We start from the raw sequence: 20545 nt of genomic DNA on the forward strand, positions 1-20545 counted from the left end.
CGGTCACGTCGCCGCCCGCTCGCGCGGAAGGCCCAGCACCCTCTCCGCGATGATGCGGCGCTGGACCTCGCTGCTGCCGGCGAAGATGGTCTCGGCGCGGCTGGAGAGGAACGCCTTCTGCCAGCGGTCGATCGGGTAGCCGTCGCCCTCCGGGCGGATGAGTCCGGCCGCACCCTGCAGGTCCATGGCGATCTCGCCGAGCCGGCGGTGGTACTCGCTCCAGACCAGCTTGGTCAGCGACGCCTCGGGGCCGAGCTCCTCGCCGTCGGCGAGCCGGGCCAGCACGCGCCGGCCGGTCGCCTCCATGACATGCACCTGGCACTGGGCCCAGGCCAGCTCCTGGCGGACGATCGGGTCGTCGATGCGTCCGACCTCGCGCGCCCGCTCGACGAGCTCGTCCAGCTCGCGCTGGTACTGCAGGTGCTGGACGGCGGCCACCGCCCCCCGCTCCGAGCCGAGCGTGGTCATCGCGGCCTTCCACCCCCCGCCGAGGCCGCCGATGACGTTGTCCAGGGGCGCCCGGGCGCCGTCGATGTACTCCTGACAGAAGGCGTTGTCGCCCGCCATGGTGATGAGCTCGCGGATCTCGATGCCGTTGTCGGCCATCGGCACGATCACGAAGGAGATGCCCTGGTGCTTGGGGGCGTCGGGGTCGGTGCGGCAGAGCAGGAAGATCACGTTGGCGAGGTGTGCCCGCGACGTCCAGATCTTCTGGCCGGTGATCACGATCTCGTCGCCCTCGACGACGCCGCGGGTGGTCAGCGAGGCCAGGTCGGACCCCGCGCCCGGCTCGGAGAAGCCCTGGCAGTAGCGGTCCTCACCGCTGATGATCCGGGGAAGGAAGCGGGCCTTCTGCTCGGGCGTCCCGTAGCGGACGATCGACGGCCCGCAGAGCCGCTCACCCATCCCCCGGGTCAGCCGGGGCATCCCGACCGCGGCCAGCTCCTCGGCGAGGACGGCCATCTCCAGCTCACCGAACCCGCGGCCGCCGTACTCGGGCGACCAGTGCGGGCAGACCAGCCGGGCCTCCAGGGACGCCTGCTCGTAGGCGACGAACTCGTCGTGCGCCGGGTGGTGCGGGCTGCGCCAGATGTCGCGCTCCACGTCCAGATCGTCCATGCCGACCAGCCGGGGGTGGATGTTCGCCTGCGCGAACGCCCTCAGTTCCTCGCGAAGCTGGTCCAGGTCCGTTGCTGTGGCCACCCACTACTCCTGTGCTCTCACTGGTCCGGTCGACGTCCTGTGTCGCATCGCTAACATACCATCCAGTCGGTATGTTGGCTAGGACGAACTTCAGGAGGCTCCCCATGGACATCGCTCGGGTCTATCTCGTCGACGGCGTGCGCACACCCATCGGACGGTACGCCGGGTCGCTGGCGCCGGTCCGGCCGGACGACCTCGCGGCGCACGCGATCGCGCAGCTGCTGGCGCGTCACCCGGGCGTCGCGCCCGCGGAGATCGACGAGGTGCTGCTGGGCTGCGCGAACCAGGCCGGCGAGGACAACCGGAACGTGGCCCGGATGGCCACCCTGCTCGCCGGCCTGCCGGTCGGCGTGCCGGCGACGACGGTGAACCGGCTCTGCGGCTCGGGGTTGGACGCCGTCGCGATGGGCGCGCGCCAGATCGCCGTCGGCGAGGCCGACCTGGTCATCGCCGGCGGCACGGAGTCGATGAGCCGGGCGCCGTTCGTGATGCCCAAGGCCGCCTCGCCGTACGCCCGGGCCGCGGAGGTGCACGACACCACGATCGGCTGGCGCTTCGTCAACGACCGCCTCGCTACGGCGTACGGCACCGAGGGCATGCCCGAGACCGCGGAGAACGTCGCGACCCTCGACGGCATCTCCCGGGAGGACCAGGACGCCTTCGCGCTGCGCTCCCAGGCCCGCGCGGCAGCGGCCGCGGCGCGCGGTCGGCTCGCGCGCGAGATCGTGCCGGTCGAGGTGGCGGGCCGCCGGGAGGTCGTCGTGGTCGACCGGGACGAGCATCCCCGCGAGACCACGATGGAACGGCTCTCCTCGCTGCCCACCCCGTTCCGGAGCGGCGGCAGCGTCACGGCGGGGAACGCCAGCGGCGTCAACGACGGCGCGGCCGCCGTACTCCTGGCCGGGGAGGCCGCCGTCGAGCGCCTGGGCCTCACGCCGCTGGCGCGCGTCGTCGGCACCGCGACGGCCGGGGTGGAGCCCGGGACGATGGGTCTGGGCCCCGTCCCGGCGACCGAGAGGCTGCTCGGCAGACACGGCCTCGCCGTCGGCGACCTCGACCTGGTCGAGCTCAACGAGGCCTTCGCGGCGCAGGCGCTGGCCTGCTTGCGGCGGCTCGGGCTGCCCGACGACGCGGAGCACGTGAACCCGAACGGCGGCGCCATCGCGCTCGGTCACCCCTTGGGCATGAGCGGCGCCCGGCTGGCGCTGACCGCGGGGGTCGAGCTCGCCGACCGCAGCGCCGGGCGCGCCCTGGTGACGATGTGCGTGGGCGTCGGCCAGGGCATCTCGATGCTCCTCGAGCGGCCCTGACCCGCGGCGCGGGCCGGCCGATCAGCTCGGCCGGCCCCGCCACTCCACCAGGAGGTCGAGCGCCTCCACCCGGTCGCCGATGCCGGAGAACGGGTTCACCTCGATGGCCACCGCCTCGTCCGCGACGAGCTCCCAGAGCCGGACGACGGAGAGTACGGCCTCCACGCAGGCGGTCCGCTCGACGCCGGGCATCCCGCGGTAGCCGTCGAGCAGCGGCGCCGTCCGGAGTCCCGCCAACATCTCCCCGACATCGCGCGCGTCCACCGGGAGCGACCGGGTCGCCACGTCGGCGTGCAGCTCGGACAGCACTCCCCCGGCGCCGACGGTGAGCATCGGACCCCAGACCGGGTCGGCCACCACGGCCGCCAGCAGCTCGACACCGGGCTCGCGCATCGCGACGACCTCGTAGCCCGTCACCGCCGCGTCCGGGCGCCGCTGCGCCACGGTCGACGCCATCGTCCGCGCGGCGTCCGCGGCCATCTCGGGCGTGGGCAGGCCGAGGGCCACCCCGCCCGCCTCGGTCTTGTGCGCGATCTCCTCGCTCACCACCTTGACCACGACCGGGCAGCCGACCCGGGACGCCGCACCGGCCACCTCGTCCGGGGTCGCGACCACCTCGCGCGGCGGCGCCGGTACGCCGGCCTGCCGCATCAGGTCGGGAAGTGCCGTGGGCCCCGGGGCGAGCCGGGTGACCTGGTCGACCGACTCCGCGTGCCGCTGCGCCCGGGCGCGCAGCTCGCGCGAGCGCACGGACGCCGACACCGCTCGGAGCCCGATGTTGACGCCGGGCAGCAGGACGATCCCGACCTCCGCGACGAGAGCAGCCTGGGCGGGGGTCAGGGCGTACGTGGCCGCGGTCTGCAGCAGGACCGGCGCCCGCCCGTCGGCCTGGAGCCGGGCCAGGGCGCGGAAGCGCTCGACGACCTCGGGGAGGCGGGCCGCCTCGTCGGTCGGCAGCGTGACGGACTGGAAGATCAGCGCGTCGAGCGCCTCGGGCACCGCGTCCAGGAACGCGTCGGCCGCGGTGAACACCAGGCTCCCGTCCTTGACGACGAACCCGGTCACGTCGAGCGGGTTGGTCGCCGCACCGCCGGCCGGGAGCTGCGCGGACAGGGCCTGTACGACGGCCGCGGGCAGCTCGGGGAGCTCGAGTCCGAGGTCCGCCGAGAGGTCGGCGATGAGCTCGCAGGCCCCGCCCGACGCGGCGACCACGCCGAGCCGGCGGCCCGGAAGCCCCTCGGGGAAGCGCGCCAGCAGGCCGGCCGACGCGATCAGCTCCTCGAGCGTGTCGACGCAGACGACGCCCAGCCCCTCGAGTCCCGCGACGCTCGCCGCGTGGTCCCCGACGAGGGCACCCGTGTGCGCCAGCGCGGAGGAGCGACCGATCTCCGAGCGCCCGGCCTGCAGCGCGACCACCGGCTTGCCGAGCTGCCGTGCACGGGTGGCCGCGTCCGCGAACAGCGCGGGGTCGCGGACCGACTCCAGGAAGATCGCGATCGCGGTGGTCGACGGGTCCTCGACGAGGTCGGCGAAGACGTCGGAGGCGGTGATGGCGGCCTCGTTGCCGGTGGTCACCATCCGGCTGATCCCGATGCCCCACTGGGCCGAGAGGCTCAGCGCATGGGTGGCGAGACCGCCGGACTGCATGACCAGGCCGACCCCGCCGGCCCGCAGCTGGGCCGGCAGCGGCAGGCCGAACAGGTTGATCCCCTCGGCGGGGTTCACGAACCCGCTCACGTTCGGGCCGAGGAGCCGGCCTCCCCGGTCGGCCATCAGCTCGGCGAGGCGGGCCTCGGCGAGCTTGCCCGCCTCACCGGTCTCCCCGAGGCCGGAGGAGAGGACGACGAAGTCCCGGACGCCGGCGTCCAGCGCCTCCTCGACCGAGGCGAGGACCCGGTCCGGCGCCACCTGGACGAACGCGACGTCGACCGGGCCGGGAGCGTCGGCGACGCGCGCCACGCACGGGTGGCCGTGGACGCTGTCGCGCCGCGGGTTCACCATGATGACCTCCACCGGCTTCGCGGCGGCCTCGATCCCGTCCAGCAGCATCCGCGTCCAGCCCGAGCTCTCGCTGGCTCCGACGATGGCGAGCCGGTCCGGGCTGAAGAACTCCTTGAGTGCGCTCATGACCTCTCCTTCACGATGTCCTTGATGTCAGTCGCCGGCGCCCGACCGGGGCGGCGGCACGTGCACGAGCGGGTGACCAGAACGCCAGCAGCAGTCCGCCGGCCACCGCGCAGACCAGCGCCGAGACGGCGAGCATCGGCCGCGGGCCGACCGCTCCCGCGGCGAGACCGAAGAACGGCGTACCGAGGCCGGCCCAGACGAAGTAGGCGACGACGTACAGGCCCATGACCCGGCCGTGCTGCCCGAGCGGGGACGCCTCCTGCAGGCCCGTGAGCGCGTTGGTGTTGTAGAGCTGCATGACCAGGCCGCAGACGAACAGGACGAGCCCCATCGAGGCGACCCCCGGCATCGCGGCGACGACCAGCGTGGCCAGCGCGAAGACGACCAGGAACAGGTTGAGCGAGCGCGGCCCCTGTCCCCCGCGTACGGCGGAGGCGGTCAGCGCGCCGCAGGCTCCCCCCAGCCCGATGGTCGCGATCAGCAGGCCGAACCCACCGGCGCCGGCGCTCGGTATCCGGTCCAGGATCAGCGGCAGGGCGACCTGGAGGTTCGACAGGCAGGCGCCCACCAGCACGGCGCCGACCAGCGGGCTCAGCAGCTCGGGATCCCGCCGGACCGCGCGCAGTGTGGTCCGCCACGGGACGACCGCGCCCTCCTCCGGCGTACCCGTGCGCCGGGGGGAGATCGTCGCGAGGAAGACCAGCGCGACGATCCCGCACCCGGCGGCGACGAGGAAGCCGACGCTCTCGCCCCCGTGGACGATCAGCAGGCCGGCCACCGCCGGACCGACGACGCGGGCCGACTGGAAGACGATGCCGTTGAGGCCGATCGCGCTCTTGAGCACCTGCTGCTCGACGATCTCGCGCGGGAAGGCCAGCCGCACCGGCGCGTCGATCGCGGCGGTCGATCCGAGCACGACCGCGAGCAGGCACAGGAGCGGGAGGGTCACGGTCCCGGTCAGCGACACCGTCGCCAGCACCAGGCATCCGGCGACGGCGACCACCTGGCTGGCCAGCAGCACGCGCCGCTTGCTCCACCGGTCGCCCAGTCCCCCGCCGGAGGCGCTGAGCATCATCGGCAGGAACTGCAGGGCGGTCACCAGACCCACGCCGAACGGGTCGCTGCCGGTGACCACGACCGTCAGCCAGACGTGGGCGGTGCGGTGCGTCCACAGGCACAGGTTGTTGAAGACCTGGGACAGCATGAACCGCCGGAACGCGGGCTCCCGGAGCACCGCGAGCGACGAGAGCCGCTCCGCGCGCTCACTCCGGTGGCGTCGAGCCCATCGTCTCGGCACGGAAGGCCTTCACCTCCTCGTACGTCGGCAACGCGATCACCTCGACGTCGTTGCCGTCGGGGTCGACGGCGAAGAAGAGCGTGACGGGTCCGTAGTTGGTGAGGATGTTCGTGGTCGGCTCGGTGTAGCACTCCACGCCCATGCCGATCAGCCGGTCGTACACCTCCTGGATCTCGGCGTGGGCGACACCGAAGGAGAGCGAGCAGATCCCGGGGTTGCCGGGCCGCTTGGGTCCGCTGTCGGCGGGGACCGGCAGGTTCCACTGGATCAGCTCGATCTGGCCGACCCGCGTCGGCCCCTGGAGGAAGACCGAGCGCCCCGTGGTGCCCTCGGGCAGCCTCAGCGTCTTCCACGTCGTGGGGTTGCCGACCGGCATGTCGAGCGTCTTGCGGAGCCCGAGACCGTCCCGGTAGAAGACGATCGACTTCTCCAGGTCCCGCACGGACAGTGCCACGTGGTGGATCTCGCCGACTGCAGCCATTCTCGTACTCCTCGTGTTGGTCGGAATCGGGGTCACAGGTTCCCGCCCATGGCGGGCAGCGGGGTCGCCTCGGCCAGCAGCCGGGTCGCGATCCTCCCGGCCTCCTCGACGCCGAGCGGCACCGGCGGCACCTCCTCGGGCGCCCGACGCCACGGGTCGACGACGGCGATGCGGCGGCCGGAGACCTCGAAGACCCGGCCGGTCACGTCGCCCGCGTCCGCGCCGGCCAGCCAGACGACCAGCGGCGAGACACGCTCGGGGGCCAGCTCCGTGGCGGCCTCCGGGTCGGTGACCAGGTCCTCGGTCATCCGGGTGAAGGCCACGGGCGCGACGGCGTTGACGCGGACGCCGTACTGCTCGAGCTCGGCGGCCGCGATCATCGTCAGCGTGGCGATGCCGGCCTTGGCCGCGCCGTAGTTGGCCTGCCCCGGCTTGCCGTAGAGGCCGGAGGGCGAGGTGGTGTTCACGATGCTGGCGGCGACCGGCGTACCGGCCTTGGCCAGGAGGCGCCAGTGGCGGGCCGCCGCCTGCAGGACGGCGAAGGTCCCGCGCAGGTGCACCCGGATCACGTCGTCCCACTCCTGCGGGGTGGTGTTGACGATCATCCGGTCGCGCAGGATGCCTGCGTTGTTGACCACCACGTCGATCCGGCCGAAGGACTCGAGGGCGAGGTCGACGAGGGCCGTGGCCTGGTCGAAGTCGGCCACGTCGTGGCCGCTGGCCACGGCTCGACCACCCGTCGCGCAGATCACCGCAGCGGTCTCCTCGGCGACCGAGCGCTCCGCACCGGTGCCGTCCCGGGCCACCCCGAGGTCGTTGACGACGACCGCGTAGCCCGCGGCGACGAGGGCGTCGACATGGCACCGGCCGAGGCCCCGGCCGCCGCCGGTGACGATCGCGACGGGCTGGCTGCTGTTCACGGGTGGCTTCCTTCGGTCGGGGTGGAGGACCAGTCGAACCGGCCGTCGAGCAGGGCGCGGGCGATGATCGTGCGCTGGATCTCGGAGGTGCCCTCGACCACGGTCAGCTGGCGGGCGTCGCGCACCATCCGGTCGGCGGGATGGCCGGCGAGGCAGCCCTCGGCGCCGTGCAGCTGGGCCGCGAGCATCGCTGCCTCGACGGCGACCTGGCTGGCCGAGAGCTTGGTGACCGCGAGCTTCCCCATCAGGGCGGGCCCGCTCTCCCCCGCGTCGATCATCGCGGCGGCGCGGTGCGTGAGCTGGAAGGCGCCCTCGAGACGGGCGGCGACGTCGGCGAGCTGCCACTGGAGCCCCTGGAGCTCGGCCAGGGGACGGCCGCCGACCGTCCGGACCTGGAGCCGATCGACGGCCAGGCCCAGCGCCGCGGCGGCGAGGCCGGTGCCGCGGGCGGAGATGATCGGGCGCATCGAGGCCAGCGAGCCCAGCAGGGGTCCCGCGCTGCGGATCCCGGGGAGCCGGCGGCTGTCAGGGACCTCGACTCCGTCGAGCACGATGTCGACGAGGCTGACGCCGCGCCCACCCGGCCGCTCGTGGCGTACGGCGATGCTCAGCCCCGGTGTGCTTGCGTCGACGATGAACGCCCGGATTCCCGAGCCGCTCCGTTCGGGCGTCCCGCTCTCCCGGGCGACGACCACGAACCAGTCGGCCTCGGCGCCACCGGAGATCCAGGCCTTGGTGCCGGTGATCCGCCACGTGTCGCCGTCGCGCTCCGCCTCGGCGGCGATGCCCATCAGGTCGCTGCCCGCCTGGGGCTCGGACATCGCGAAGGCGCCACGCCGGCTGCCCGCCCCGAGCGGTCGGACGAACTCCTCGTGCTGCTCCGGCGTACCGCCGAGCAGGATCGGGGCGACGGGCAGGCGGGAGAGCAGCAGGAGCAGACCCCCGGCCGTCGAGTTCCGCGCCGCCTCCTCGGTGAGGACGGTGAGGGCGGCGACGCCGTGGGGTACGCCGCCGAGCTCGACCGGCAGGGACAGGCTGAGCCAGCCCCGCTCGGCGAACGCGGCGTGGACGTCGGCGGGACAGTCGCCGGTCCGGTCGATCTCCGCGGCGCGGTCGGCGAGCAGCTCGCGCAGCTGGGGCGCCACCTGACGACGGAACGCCTCGCGCTCGAATCCTCGGTCCTGCATCACACCTCCATTTAATACCGACCAGATGGTATGTTCGCCGTCGAGTCCCGTCAATGGATCGGAGCACCCCATGGCCGAGTCACGCCCCACCGAGTCCGCCCCCGCACCCGGGCTGCTGCGCAGCATCGCCGTCGCGTGCTCCCCCGACACGCGCCGTGCCGGTGAGGTCCTCGACCTCGCCGCCGCACCGGAGGTGACGGTGCGCGACGGCGACCGTTGGACGGCGTACGCGGCCCCCGACCTGACCGTGGCCCTGGCCTCCCCCGCCGAGATGCCCTCCCGGGCCACGGTCAGCCTCAACGTGAAGGTCCCGGACCTGCACGCCGCCCTCGCCGTACTCACGGGCGCGGGGGCCGAGCCGGCGGGCGGTGTCGTCGAGGGCGACCACGAGCTGCGGGCCGCGGTGTGGCTGAGCCCGGGGGTGGCGCTCTCGCTGTACCAGCCCCGATGACCACGCCTCCGGGGGCGGGCGGCCTCCAGATGATGGTGACCCTGGCGCCCACCGACCTGCCGCTCCTGCGTCGGCACGCCGCCCTGGCGGACGAGGCGGGGATCGACGCCCTCGGCCTGGGCGACTCGCCGCTGTACCACGACCCCTTCGTCTCCGCGGCCGTCGTCGCCGGCGTGACCCGCCGGATCCGGATCGGCCCGATGGTCACCAACCTGGTCAGCCGGGCGCCGTTCACCATCGCGCGAGCGCTGGCCTCCGTCGAGGACCTGGCCGGACCCCACCGGACGTTCGCGGGCGTGGGCGCCGGCGACAGCGCGTTGGCGGCGATCCGCCGACGGCCCCTGCGCGTCGACGAGTTCCGCGCGAGCCTGGTCGACCTGCACGACGCCACGGTCCGGCTCGGCTCCTCCACCGCGATCGTGGTCGCCGCGAACGGGCCGCGCACCCTGGCCATGGCCGACGAGGTCGCCGACGTCGTGGTGTCCGGCAACGGCACGGACCCGGCCGGTCTCGAGGCCCTCGTAGCACGCAGCACGCGGGCCGAGCCATGGGTGGTCAGCCGGACCAGCATCGGCCCCGATCCCGATCGCGCCCTCGACGAGCTGCTCCCCCTGCTGGCCTCCGGGGCGAACCACGTCTTCGCCGCCGCGCGCAACCGCGCCGCCCTCTCGCCCGCCGAGCTCGCCGGCGTCGAGCAGCTGCGGGCGCGCTACGACTACGGCGCGCACGGCCGCCCCGCCGCCGAGAACCCCAACGCCCGCCTGGTCGACCAGCTCGGCCTGCGCGAGCTGCTGGCGGGGCGCTTCGCCACCGTCGGGGACGCACGGACGGTCGCCGGGCGGTTCCGCGAGCTCGCCGCCGCCGGCGTGCGCGGCGTGGTGGTCCCCGCCGTCGGCGTGGACGTCGAGCCGCTGCTCACCGGCCTCGGCGAGGTCGTCGCGCTGCTCCGCGGGTAGGACACGCCCCAGCCGCTCAGGCGTGCTTGCGGAGCCCGCCGTCGACGTGGACGACCTCGCCGGAGACGTACGAGGCCAGCGGCGAGGCGAGGAACGCGATCACCGCGGCCACCTCCTCGGGCTCCCCGAACCGGCCCGCGGGGATCTCGCGCCGCGAGAACCTCTCCCGCGCCTCGTCGCTGTAGTGCCGGCGGATCTGGGCGCTGTCCACCCGACCGGGCGAGATGCAGTTGACCGTGATCCCGTCGGCACCCACGTCGCGCGAGAGTCCCTTCGACCACATCCGGGCCGCCGCCACCGCGGTGAAGGCGGGCGACGCGGCGCGCGGCTCGGCCGACCCGACCAGGTTGACGATGCGACCGGAGCCGGACTCCCGGAGCAGTGGGAGGAGCGCCTCGGCGAGGCGCCGCTTGGCGTGGAAGTTCACCGCCATCGAGGCGTCCCACGCCGCGTCGTCGAGCTCCTGACCGGGCGCGTCGGAGCCGCCGGCGTTGTTGACCAGGATCTCCAGGCCACCCCAGGCCCGCTCCACCTCCGCCCGGATCCGGGCGGGCGCGTCGGCGTCGGTGACGTCCAGCGGTACGACGACGCCCGCCGCTCCCCCGTCGGCCGCGATCTCCGCGGCCAGCGTCTCGAGCGGTCCGGGCCGCCGGCCGACGAGCAGGACCCGCGCCCCCTCGGCCGCGAGCAGGCGGGCCGTCGCCCGGCCGATGCCGTCGCCGGCGCCGGTCACGACCGCGCGGGCTCCGTCGATCCTCAGGTCCATCGGCTCGCCTTCCTCATCGGTGGTCCCCGGCGCGCTGGGGCGGCGGGACCGTCCCCTCCGGGATCGGGGTGCGGTAGGGGTCGGTCCGGGTGCGCTCGGCGAACTCCGCTCGCGCCGCCGCGAGCAGGTCCGGCTCCGTGGCCAGCCGCAGCCCGGTGCCCGCGAGGACGGCGGCGGCGAAGCCCATGCCCTTGTGAGCGGCGGGCAGCGTGCCCTGGGCGACGTGCTGCCACGAGTGCGCCGGGGTCCCGAGCGCCGACGTCGCGACCATGATCTGCACGGTCGGTGTCACCTGGCTGACGTCTCCGACGTCGGTCGACCCCGTCGTCTGGGTGCGCGGCTTGTCCCGGCAGAACGGCGCCAGGCCGTCGTGGAGCACGGCGTCGCCGTCTCCGTCGAGGCCGGCGCGCGCCCGGTCCAAGCGCAGCGCACGCGGCTCGGCCACCGCGGCGAAGGGCGCCGCGGTGGCGCGGTCGGCGTCGTCGAAGGGCACCCCGCCCAGCTCCTCGGCGACGCCATGCAGCGCGAGCTCGAGGACGTCGTTGGGCAGCAGCTCGGCCGACGCGCCCTCGTGGTCGACGACCAGCTCCGTGCCGGTCATCAGCGCCGCGCCGCGCGCGATGTCGACGACGCGGTCCAGCAGCTCCGCCATCAGCTCGACCGTCTCGGCGCGGACCAGGTAGTAGGCCTCCGCCCGGGCCTGGACGACGTTGGGCGACTCCCCGCCGGCGTCGGTGATCGCGTAGTGCACCCGCGCGGTGGACGGCATGTGCTCGCGGAGGAAGTTCACCCCGACGTTCATCAGCTCGACCGCGTCGAGGGCGCTGCGGCCGCGTTCCGGTGAGACACCGGCGTGCGCCGGCACCCCGACGAAGCGGAACCGCGTCTGCGCGTAGGCCAGGCTGAGGATCTGCCGGGTCGTGGTCACGGGGTGCGGGTGCCAGCTCAGCGCCACGTCGACGTCGTCGAACACGCCCGCGCGCACCATGAACGACTTGCCGGCCGCGGCCTCCTCCGCCGGGCACCCGTAGTAGCGGACCCGCCCCGGGAGGCCTCGCTCCCGGAGCCGGTCGGCGAGGACGATCGCCGCCAGCAGGGAGCCGGAGCCCAGCAGGTTGTGCCCGCAGCCGTGCCCCGGACCGGCCTCACCGCCCCGCGGGCGGGGCTCGGCCACCCCGGCCTGCTGGTCGAGGCCGGCGAGGGCGTCGTACTCGCCGAGGAACGCGATCACCGGGCCACCGGTGCCGCGCTCGGCGACGAACGCGGTCGGCAGGTCGGCGATCCCCTCGGCGATCTCGAAGCCGTGCCGCCGCGCGACCTCGACCTGACGCCGCAGGGACGCGTGCTCCTCCCAGCGCAGCTCGGGCTCGGCCCAGATCGCGTCGCTCAGCTCGGCGAGCTCCGGCAGGAGCACGTCGACGGCGCCGGCGATCTCACGTGCGTGACTCACCGGGGCCACCTCAGTCCAGCGACATGGCGTAGTAGTCCGGCACCGAGGTGCGCGGCACCTCGAAGCCCTCCAACCGGTCGGACATGCCGTAGGAGAAGACGGTCCGGGTGATCGGCACGTAGCAGTAGTCCTCGGTGAGCACCTGCTTCTCGAGCTGCCGGTACGTCGCCTCGCTCTCCGCCGCGGTCTGCGCGCTGAGAGCGGCGTGGTTGAACGCGTCGTACTCGGCGTCGTTCGTGCAGGACTTCAGCGCGGACCTCGCGCCGAGGAAGTAGCCGACGTAGCTATCGGGATGGGTGAAGGTCGGCGTGATCTCCTGCATGAAGATGTCGAAGGCGCCCTGGGTCCGCATCTCGCGGTAGGTGCCGAGCTCCTCGGCCCGCTGACGGACCGTGAAGCCCGCGTCCTGGAGCATGCCGGTGACCGCGTCGCCGACGAAGGTGTCGTACTGGTACCGCCCGGAGGTGTAGCCGAAGACGAGCGACGCGGCACCGGCCTCCGCCACGAGCCGCTTCGCCTCGTCGGGGTCGGGGGCGAGGTCGACCTCGAAGGGCTCGTCCAGCAGGTCGCCGATGAAGGTCGTCGAGGCCAGGGCGCCCGAGCCCTGGAAGATCGACTTCACGATGGCGTCGCGGTCGATCGCCTTGGCGACCGCCTCCCGCAGCCGGACGTCGGCCATCGGACCCTTGGTCGTGTCGAGGAAGACCGTGAGCCCCATCGTGCTCGGACCGGTCTCGACCTCCAGGTCGTCGGACCTCTCGATGCTCTCGACGTCCTGCGGCTGGATGCTCAGCGCGAGGTCGACGTCACCGCCGGCGAGCAGTGCGTAGCGCGACGACGCCTCGTTGGCCCAGCTGTAGCTGATGCCGTCGAGCTCCGCCGGGCCGCGCCAGTAGTCGTCGTAGCGCGCGACCTCGAGGCCCTGCCCGCTGGTGTACGAGACGAGCTCGAAGGGGCCGGTGCCGACCGGCTTCTGCGCGAAGTCGTCCGCGCCGACCTCGGTGTAGTACTCGGGCGGCATCGCGAACGCCGTGGTCAGCATCTGCGGCAGAGCGCCGTACGCCTCGGTGGTCGTGATCCTCAGCCGGTCGCCCTCCGGGGCGGCCTCGGCGATCACGTCGTAGTAGGTGCGCAGGATGCTGGCCGGGTCGTCGCGCAGCTCGTCGATCGTGAAGGCGGCCGCGGCGGCGTCGAACGGCTCGCCGTTGTGGAAGGTCACGTCCTCGCGCACGTCGAACAGCCACTCGGTCGGGCCGGTCTGCTCCCAGCTCGGCAGCAGTCCCTCGTCGTTGACGGCGAGCGTCTGCCGGTCGTACCCGACGAGGGTGTCGAAGATCCCGCCCCAGACGCGGGCGTCGCCGAAGAAGCTGTACGTCGGGCTGAGGCTGGTCGGCTCGGCCTGGACCACGACGCGCAGCGTCGAGTCGCCCGCCGCCTCCGTCGTCGATCCGATGCCGCAGGCACTGGTCAGCAGCACGGCGAGGGCACCGCCTGCCGCCGCCGTCGTCCTGGCGCAGTCGCGAAGTCGCATGACACTCCTTTGTTCACGCAGATCTGTTCGGGCAGGGTCGCGCTCGTGCGCGGCGTCTGGGGACGCCGCGCACGAGCCGGGGGAAGGGAGGAGGGGTCAGTCGAGGCTGAGCTTCCAGTACTCCGGCGACGCGTTGCGCGGAGCCTCGAAGCCCTCGACCCGGTCGGACATGCCGTAGCTGTAGACGGTCTTGGTGAGCGGCACGTAGCAGTAGTCCTCGCCGATGACCTGGTCCTCCAGCTGGCGGTAGACCTCCTCGGCGGCCTCGGGAGTCGAGGCGCCGAGCGCCTCCTTGCTGTACGCGTCGTACTCCGCCTCGTTGGTGCAGCTCTTCACGGAGGCGTCGGCGCCCAGCCAGTAGCGGACGTAGGTGTCCGGGTGGGCGTAGGTCGGCGTGATCTCCTGCATGAACAGGTCGTAGGCGTTCTCGTCGCGCTGCTCGCGGTAGGCGCCGTACTCCTCCGCACGCTGGGTGACCGTGAAGCCGGCCTCCTCGAGCGAGCCGGAGACGGCGGCGCCGACGACGGAGTCCTTGGGGAACTTCCCCGAGGTGTAGCCGAAGACGATCTGCGGGTTGCCGGCGGCCGCGACGAGCGCGCTGGCGGCGTCGACGTCACGCTCGACCTTGACCTCGTACTCCTCGGTCAGGATGTCGCCGATCAGCGCGTGCGAGACCTCCGCGCCCGTGCCCTCGAAGAGCGACTTCACGATGCCCTCGCGGTCGACGGTCTTGGCGATGGCCTCGCGGAGCTCGACGTCGCGGAGCGGACCCTTGGTCGTGTTGAGGAAGAGCGTGAGGCCGTACGTCGTCGCGCCCGACGTCTCCTTCAGGTTGTCGGCGCTCTTGATCTTCTCCACGTCCTGCGGGAGCAGGTCGATGGCGAAGTCGACGTCGCCGCTGGCGAGCAGGGCGTAGCGCGAGGAGGCCTCGGCGGACCAGGTGAACTCGATGTCGTCGAGCTTCGGCTCGCCGCGCCAGTAGTCGTCGTACTTCACGACGGTGATCTCGCTGCCGCTGGTGTAGGACTTCAGCTCGTAGGGGCCGGTCCCGACGGGCTTTTTGGCGAAGCCCTCCGCCGTGACCTCCGCGTAGTACTCCGGCGGGAGGGCGTAGGCGTTGGTGAGCAGGGTCGGCATCGCGAGGTAGGGCTCGACGGTGGTGATCTGGAGCTTGCCGTCGACCGCCTGCGCGTCCTCGACGATGGAGTAGTAGCCGCGCAGGATGCTGGCCTGGTTGTCGCGGAGCTCCTTGATCGTGAAGGCCGCGGCGTCGGCGTCGAACGCCTCGCCGTTCTGGAAGGTGACGTCCTCCCGCACGTCGAAGGTCCACTCGGTGGGGCCGGTCTGCTCCCAGCCGGTGAGCAGCCCGTCCTCGTTGGGCTGCAGCGTCTGGCGGTCGAAGCCGACCAGGCTGTCGAAGATCGACCCCCAGGCACGCGAGTCGCTGAACGGGCTGAACGTGGGGTTCAGGCTCGTCGGCTCGGCCTGGAGGACGACGCGGAGCGTGGCGGAGTCGCTCTCGCTCCCGCTCGATCCCATCCCGCATGAGGTCAACGCCAACAGAGTGAGCGCACCCGAGATTGCGGTCACTGCCCTGCCCCGGTTTCGAGGTCGCATAGCACTCCTTCAGTAGATACCAACCGGTTTGAATGTAGGGCGGTCGAGCGGAACGTGTCAACGGTCACATCGAGGGAAACTCGACCGATTCGCCACGGGCCGCGGCGCCCTCCGGGCACGCCTCGGCGTCGCGGCGCCTCAGCGCCGCGACCAGTCTCGTCGCCCGGTGTCGGGGTGCCGGATCAGCCCCTCACGGCCACCGGTTCCAGCGCGGCGAGCCGGTGCTCGATCTCGTCCCGCTTGACCTTGCCGGCCTCGCTGCGGGGCAGCTCGTCGAGCACGTAGACGGCCCGGACGGCCTTGAAGTGCGCGAGCCGCTCCCGGCACCGCTCGATCACCGCCTGCCCGATCGCGGGCGGATCCCCGGCCTCCGGTCGCAGGACCACCGCGGCGGCAGGGACCTCCCCGAGGCGCGCGTCCGGCAGGCCGACCACGGCCGCATCGTCGATCGCCGGGATCGATCGCACCACCTGCTCCAGCTCCGCCGGCCAGACCTGGAACCCGCCGGTCTTGATCAGCTCGCGACGGCGACCCACCAGATAGAGCGTGCGGTCCTCGTCCAGCCGGCCCATGTCACCCGACCGGATCCAGCCGTCGACCATCAGGTCACCCGCCTCGGTGCCGCCGTCCGCGACGTAGCCGCGGGTACGCCGCGACCTCACCCAGAGCTCGCCGACCTCCCCCGGAGGCATCGCGCCACCGGCGTCGTCGCGGATCTCGACCTCGACGCCGTCGTAGACCCGGCCCACGGCGCCCGCCCTCCAGTGGCCCGCCTTCAGGTCGGGTCCGGTCCAGCCCGCGACGTGACCGAGCTCGGTCGACCCGTAGTTTGAGAGCACCATGACCCCGAAGCGGGTCTCGAACTCGGCCTGCAGGACCGGGTCGAGGCGCTGCCCGGCGACCAGCACGCGGCGTACCGAGGCGAGGTCGGGCGGTACGTCGGCGCGCGTCAGGTCGTAGATCATCGTCGGGAGCAGGAAGAGGTTGTCGACGCCGTACTCGGGGACGAGCCGGGCGATCCGGTCGACCGAGAAGCGCTCGAGCAGCAGCACGCTGCGCCCGAGGTGCACCGCCACGAGGAGCGACTGCAGCCCCCCACTGTGGAAGAGCGGCAGCGCCAGCAGGTTCGGCGGCAGCTCGGGCGGGCACGTGGGCAGCGGCCCGGGCCGGCCCTTCTGCGCCCGGACCAGGTTGGCCATCGAGCGGTAGGTCCCCACGTGGGTCAGCGACACCGGCTTCGGCGTCCCGGTGGTGCCGCCCGTGAAGAGCACGACCCCCTCGTCCTCGTCCCCGGGCTCGGGCGAGGGCCGGACGACGTGCGGCGGGTGGCTCTCGCCCTCGTGCGCGGCGAGCACCGCCGTGACCCGGGCGGGCTCGACGAGCACGTGCGCGCCGGGTGCCCGGTGCGCGGGGTCGGCGACCAGCACCGCGGGGGTGACCTGGTCGACGCACTTGGCGAGCTCGGCACGGTTGTAGAGGCCACTCACCGCGACCGGCACCATGCCGGCCTTCCAGCTGCCCAGCATGGCGACGACGAGCTCGGGCGAGTTCGCCAGGTGGACCGCGACCCGGCCGCCGCCCGGGGCGGCGGCACGCAGGAGGTCGGCGACGTCGGCGGCCGCCGCGTCGAGCCCGGCCCACGTCCACGTCCGGCCGTCCTCGTGGACCAGGCCGCGAGCGGTCGGGTCCGACAGTGCTCGGCGCTCGAAGTCCGAGGCGAGATGGGGGTTCATGCTTCCTCCTCCGGTCCCGCGCGGTCGGGTGAGGTCAGGCGGTCGTCCACCGTTCCACGCTCGTCGCGAGGTCCATGGTGCGGTTCAGGGTCTGGTTGCGCTCCAGCCGCACGAGGTGCGCCTGGGTCTCGGTCAGCGCCAGGCGTCGACCGGGCGGCGTGATCGCGGCCAGCGGTCGCGACCAGGTCAGGCGACTCGCGACCTGCCAGGTGGTCAGCCCGGGGTCGCGCTCGACGCAGGCGACGATCTCCTCGAGCCGTCGTCGGTGATGGGTCCGCAGCTCCGCGACCCGGGCCGCCACGTCGGCGAACGGGGTCTCGTGCCCCGGCAGGGCCTGGGCGACGTCGAGGCGCGCGACCTTGTCGAGCGAGGCGAGGAAGTCGGCGAGGGGGTCGCCCGGGTCCGCGGGGTGTACGCCGACCCCCGGGGTGATCCGCGACAGCACGTGGTCGCCGGTGAAGAGCAGCCGGTGCTCCTCGTCGTACAGGCACAGGTGGCCCGGCGAGTGGCCGGGCGTCCAGACCGCGCGGAGGCGCCAGCCGGGGAGGTCGAGCAGCTGGCCGTCGACGACCGGGGTGGTCTCGACATCCCACGACCTCGCCAGGACGCCGGCCCGGGCACCGATCCACTCCTCGAGCTCACCGGGGTCGATGCCCCAGCGGGGAAACGCCTCGCGGGCCGCGGCGACGTAGGTGCGCGGGCCGGCCGCGTTCCGACCGAGCCGGACGTGCTCCTCCTGGTGGAGCAGGACCCGCGCACCGGAGACGTCCCGGACCCGCCGGGCCAGGCCCAGGTGGTCGGGGTGGGCGTGGGTCACCACCGTCACGGAGACGTCCTCGACCCGCCGTCCGAGCTCCGCCAGGCCCGCCGTCAGGCTCCGCCAGGACTCGTCGTCGTCCCACCCGGTGTCGACCAGGCCGAGGGACCCGTCCGCGAGCTCGAGGACGTAGACGTTGACGGCCCGCAGCGCGGGGATGGGGATGGCCACGCGCACCAGGGAGAGTCCGGGGACTCCCGTCGACGAGACCGCCTGGTCAATCGTCATGGTGGACGCCGCCGAGGCGGCGCTGGTGGAAGACCATCGCCGAGCGCCCCGCCCCGTCGGCCAGCGTCAGCACCCGGCCCACCACGACCAGGTGGTCACCGGTCTCGATCTCGGCCTCGACGGAACAGTCGAGGTGGGCCACGCTGCCGCGCACCCACGGCATCCCGCCGTGGCCGAGCTCCCAGTCCACCGTCGCGAACTTGTCCGGCCCCTTGGCGGAGAAGGCGGCGCAGACGTCCTGCTGCTCGGTGGAGAGCACGCTGAGGCTGAAGCGCCGCGTCGGGGCGATCCGCGGCCAGCTCTCGGAGGTCCTCGCCACGCACACGGACACCAGCGCGGGCTCGAGGGAGACGGAGACGAAGGTGCCCACCGTCAACCCGACCGGGTGCGATCCGTCCATCCCCGCGACCACGGCGACGCTGGTGGGCACCTGGGACATCAGCGCGCGGAACTCCGCGGCGTCGATGCGGTCCGCCGGCTGCAGCACCTCGGTCAGGCTCATCCCGTGCCGCCCTGGCGGTAGCGCGGCAGGACTTCCTTGGCGAGCAGGCTGAGCGAGCGGTGCGCCATCTCGGCCGGCATCTTGGTCCAGAACGGCCGGAAGACGATGTGGTTGAAGCCGATCGCCTCGAGGGCGTCCACCTTCGCCGCGATGTGGTCCGGGTCGCCGATCAGGAACACGTTGTCCCACAGGTAGTCGAAGGCCGTGCGCTGCCAGGACAGCTGCGAGTACTCCGAGTAGGCGAAGTAGGAGTCCTGGACGTACTCCTTGACCTGCTCGCGTGCCTCCTCGGTCGTCTCCGCGCAGTAGAGCTGCAGGACGATCGGGTACTCCCGGCCGTCACGCGACCGGCCGTTCGCGGCGAGCTCGGCGTCGTGCCAGCCCATGGCGGTCTGGAGCCAGTTCGGCTTCGGCGAGTTGCCAGGCGCGAACCACGCGTCCCCGATCCGGGCGGCCCGCTGCACGGACTTCTCCGCACCGGCGCCGATCCAGATCGGCGGGCCGCCGTCCTGATAGGGACGGATGCCGATGTGCTCGCCCTCGAGCTGGAAGTGCTTGCCCTGGAAGTTGACCTCCTCGCCGGTCCACAGCCGGCGCATCAGCTCGATGCTCTCCGTGAGCCGGCTCGTCCGCCGCTTCTTGTCGAGCCCGAACGCGCGGTACTCGTTGTCGCGGTAGCCGGCTCCGACGCCGAGGACCAGACGCCCCCGGGAGAGGTGGTCCAGCGTCGCGAACTCCTCCGCGATGTGGACGGGGTGGAAGAGCGGGAGCAGGAGGACGCCCGTCCCGACCGTCATGTCGCCGGAGTGCTGGATCAGCTTCGCGACCATGGAGATGCTCTGCGGCGTCTGCAGGTTCCCCATGAAGTGGCTGATCATGAAGATCGAGTCGTAGTCCAGCTCGGCGGCGTGCTCGGTCAGCTCCCAGAGCTCACCCAGCCGGGTCTGCAGGTCCTCCTCGAACGGGTACTGCGCCGAGGCGAGGATGCCGAACTTCATGCGTCGTCCTCCCCCAGGCGGCCGCCCAGCCGGAAGAACGGCGCCACGGCGGCGTCGCGGTCGCGCAGGGCCTGGGAGAGGCCCTTGTCCCGGCGCTCCTTGACGAAGTTGAACTCGCCCTCCTCCAGGCGGAGGTTCGACGCCCAGCCGTGACCCACCCACGCGGTCATCTCGCCGACGCCCTTGCCGCGGGCCTCCTGGACCATGCGCATCATGGACTTGCCGATCATCAGGCCGTCCATGGGCATGTAGCTGATCGCCTGGCAGTAGTCGCGGACCCAGGAGTCCAGCTCGTCGTGGGGCACGATCTTGTTGACCAGGCCGGCCTGCTCGGCCTCCTCGGCCCCCAGGGGGCGCATGGTCAGCATGATCTCCTTCATCTTCTTGATGCCGAGGTTCTCGATCCAGACGTACATGTCCTGGGGAGCGGCGCCGAGGTAGCGGAAGGCGGGGTGGGTGAACTGGGCGTCGGGGGTCGCGATGACCATGTCGGCGTTCAGCGCGATCTTCACGTGGCCGCCGTAGCAGTATCCCTGGACCGCGCAGATCGTGGCCTTCATGGAGTTGCTGATCGCCTCGGCGAAGGCGCCGGAGAGGAGCTGCTTGTCCGGCAGGATGCGCTGGCGCTGGGAGGGCGCACGCTTCCGCTCGCCCGGCGCCTGCTTCTTGTAGCCGATGTAGTGGCCGAGCTCGGACGCGTCGGCGCCGGTGCCGAACGCCTTGCCGTTGCCCCGGATGACGATGGTCTTGACCTCGTCGTCGTAGTCGGCCTCGCGGACCAGGTCGCCCACCCGCTCCAGGGCGGCGATCGGTACGGCGTTCAGCAGCTCGGGGGCGTTGAAGGTGATGAAGGCGGCCGAGATCGACGGGTCCTTCTCGTAGAGGACGACCTTCTCCATCAGCTCCTGGTCGGTCTTCATCCCCTCGGCGTTCCAGACGTTCGCCAGCAGCTCGACAACGGACTTCTTCAT

Annotated in this window: 18 protein-coding genes; 3 read left to right on the forward strand and 15 right to left on the reverse strand. The window is 72.8% G+C overall.

The features are described 5' to 3' along the window. Nucleotides 1-3: 3 nt before the first annotated feature. Nucleotides 4-1203: an acyl-CoA dehydrogenase family protein gene (locus VMF51_RS11770; protein ID WP_325474621.1), complete on the reverse strand. Its 1200-nt coding sequence runs from the start codon at nt 1201-1203 to the stop codon at nt 4-6. 110 nt (nt 1204-1313) lie between these two features. Here VMF51_RS11770 and pcaF point away from each other — a divergent pair, with 110 nt between their 5' ends. After that, complete coding sequence (gene pcaF, locus VMF51_RS11775) at nt 1314-2513, forward strand: 3-oxoadipyl-CoA thiolase (protein WP_349255731.1); 1200 nt, start codon at nt 1314-1316, stop codon at nt 2511-2513. Between the two features lie 21 nt (nt 2514-2534). Here pcaF and VMF51_RS11780 read toward each other — a convergent pair whose 3' ends face one another. The 5 genes from VMF51_RS11780 to VMF51_RS11800 are packed head-to-tail and all read right to left on the reverse strand — an operon-like array spanning nt 2535 to nt 8525. After that, nucleotides 2535-4640, reverse strand: a complete 2106-nt coding sequence (locus tag VMF51_RS11780) for an acetate--CoA ligase family protein (RefSeq protein WP_325474623.1) — start codon at nt 4638-4640, stop codon at nt 2535-2537. A gap of 10 nt (nt 4641-4650) precedes the next feature. Then, nucleotides 4651-5874, reverse strand: a complete 1224-nt coding sequence (locus tag VMF51_RS11785) for an MFS transporter (RefSeq protein ID WP_325474624.1) — start codon at nt 5872-5874, stop codon at nt 4651-4653. A 28-nt stretch (nt 5875-5902) separates the two neighbouring features. After that, nucleotides 5903-6418, reverse strand: a complete 516-nt coding sequence (locus tag VMF51_RS11790; RefSeq protein WP_325474625.1) for a VOC family protein — start codon at nt 6416-6418, stop codon at nt 5903-5905. A gap of 32 nt (nt 6419-6450) precedes the next feature. After that, nucleotides 6451-7338 (reverse strand): SDR family NAD(P)-dependent oxidoreductase, encoded by an 888-nt coding sequence (locus VMF51_RS11795; RefSeq protein WP_325474626.1) that lies wholly within the window; start codon nt 7336-7338, stop codon nt 6451-6453. Further along, complete coding sequence (locus VMF51_RS11800; protein WP_325474627.1) at nt 7335-8525, reverse strand: acyl-CoA dehydrogenase family protein; 1191 nt, start codon at nt 8523-8525, stop codon at nt 7335-7337. Before VMF51_RS11800 ends, VMF51_RS11795 begins: the two co-directional genes overlap by 4 nt. A gap of 70 nt (nt 8526-8595) precedes the next feature. On the opposite strand from VMF51_RS11800, the gene VMF51_RS11805 reads away from it, so the two are divergent. Together VMF51_RS11805 and VMF51_RS11810 are read left to right on the forward strand one after the other, a co-directional pair. Beyond that, nucleotides 8596-8976 (forward strand): hypothetical protein, encoded by a 381-nt coding sequence (locus VMF51_RS11805; RefSeq protein ID WP_325474628.1) that lies wholly within the window; start codon nt 8596-8598, stop codon nt 8974-8976. Continuing rightward, nucleotides 8973-9932, forward strand: a complete 960-nt coding sequence (locus VMF51_RS11810; RefSeq protein WP_325474629.1) for an LLM class flavin-dependent oxidoreductase — start codon at nt 8973-8975, stop codon at nt 9930-9932. Before VMF51_RS11805 ends, VMF51_RS11810 begins: the two co-directional genes overlap by 4 nt. A 16-nt stretch (nt 9933-9948) precedes the next feature. On the opposite strand, the gene VMF51_RS11815 is transcribed toward VMF51_RS11810, so the two are convergent. The 9 genes from VMF51_RS11815 to VMF51_RS11855 all read right to left on the reverse strand — a co-directional run bounded on the left by VMF51_RS11815 (nt 9949) and on the right by VMF51_RS11855 (nt 20545). Beyond that, nucleotides 9949-10698, reverse strand: a complete 750-nt coding sequence (locus VMF51_RS11815) for an SDR family NAD(P)-dependent oxidoreductase (protein WP_325474630.1) — start codon at nt 10696-10698, stop codon at nt 9949-9951. Between the two features lie 13 nt (nt 10699-10711). After that, on the reverse strand, nt 10712-12148 hold the full coding sequence (locus VMF51_RS11820) for an amidohydrolase (RefSeq protein ID WP_325474631.1): 1437 nt from the start codon (nt 12146-12148) through the stop codon (nt 10712-10714). 10 nt (nt 12149-12158) lie between these two features. After that, nucleotides 12159-13679, reverse strand: coding sequence for an ABC transporter substrate-binding protein (locus tag VMF51_RS11825; protein ID WP_325474632.1), 1521 nt, complete (start codon nt 13677-13679; stop codon nt 12159-12161). A gap of 96 nt (nt 13680-13775) precedes the next feature. After that, a complete protein-coding gene (locus VMF51_RS11830) occupies nt 13776-15218 on the reverse strand; it encodes an ABC transporter substrate-binding protein (RefSeq protein ID WP_325474633.1) in 1443 nt (480 codons plus the stop codon). Between the two features lie 260 nt (nt 15219-15478). Then, complete coding sequence (locus tag VMF51_RS11835; RefSeq protein WP_325474634.1) at nt 15479-17029, reverse strand: long-chain fatty acid--CoA ligase; 1551 nt, start codon at nt 17027-17029, stop codon at nt 15479-15481. A 34-nt stretch (nt 17030-17063) separates the two neighbouring features. After that, nucleotides 17064-18074, reverse strand: a complete 1011-nt coding sequence (locus tag VMF51_RS11840; RefSeq protein ID WP_325474635.1) for an MBL fold metallo-hydrolase — start codon at nt 18072-18074, stop codon at nt 17064-17066. Then, entirely contained in the window at nt 18064-18576 is a 513-nt protein-coding gene (locus VMF51_RS11845; protein WP_325474636.1) for a flavin reductase family protein, read from the reverse strand. The genes VMF51_RS11840 and VMF51_RS11845 overlap by 11 nt, the downstream gene beginning before the upstream one ends. Beyond that, a complete protein-coding gene (locus tag VMF51_RS11850) occupies nt 18573-19574 on the reverse strand; it encodes an LLM class flavin-dependent oxidoreductase (RefSeq protein WP_325474637.1) in 1002 nt (333 codons plus the stop codon). The genes VMF51_RS11845 and VMF51_RS11850 overlap by 4 nt, the downstream gene beginning before the upstream one ends. Next, the gene (locus VMF51_RS11855) at nt 19571-20545 is read right to left on the reverse strand and encodes an enoyl-CoA hydratase/isomerase family protein (RefSeq protein ID WP_325474638.1); all 975 of its coding nucleotides are present in this window, start codon (nt 20543-20545) and stop codon (nt 19571-19573) included. The genes VMF51_RS11850 and VMF51_RS11855 overlap by 4 nt, the downstream gene beginning before the upstream one ends.

It is taken from the genome of Nocardioides sp., assembly GCF_035503875.1.
In the GTDB taxonomy this organism is placed as follows: domain Bacteria; phylum Actinomycetota; class Actinomycetes; order Propionibacteriales; family Nocardioidaceae; genus Nocardioides.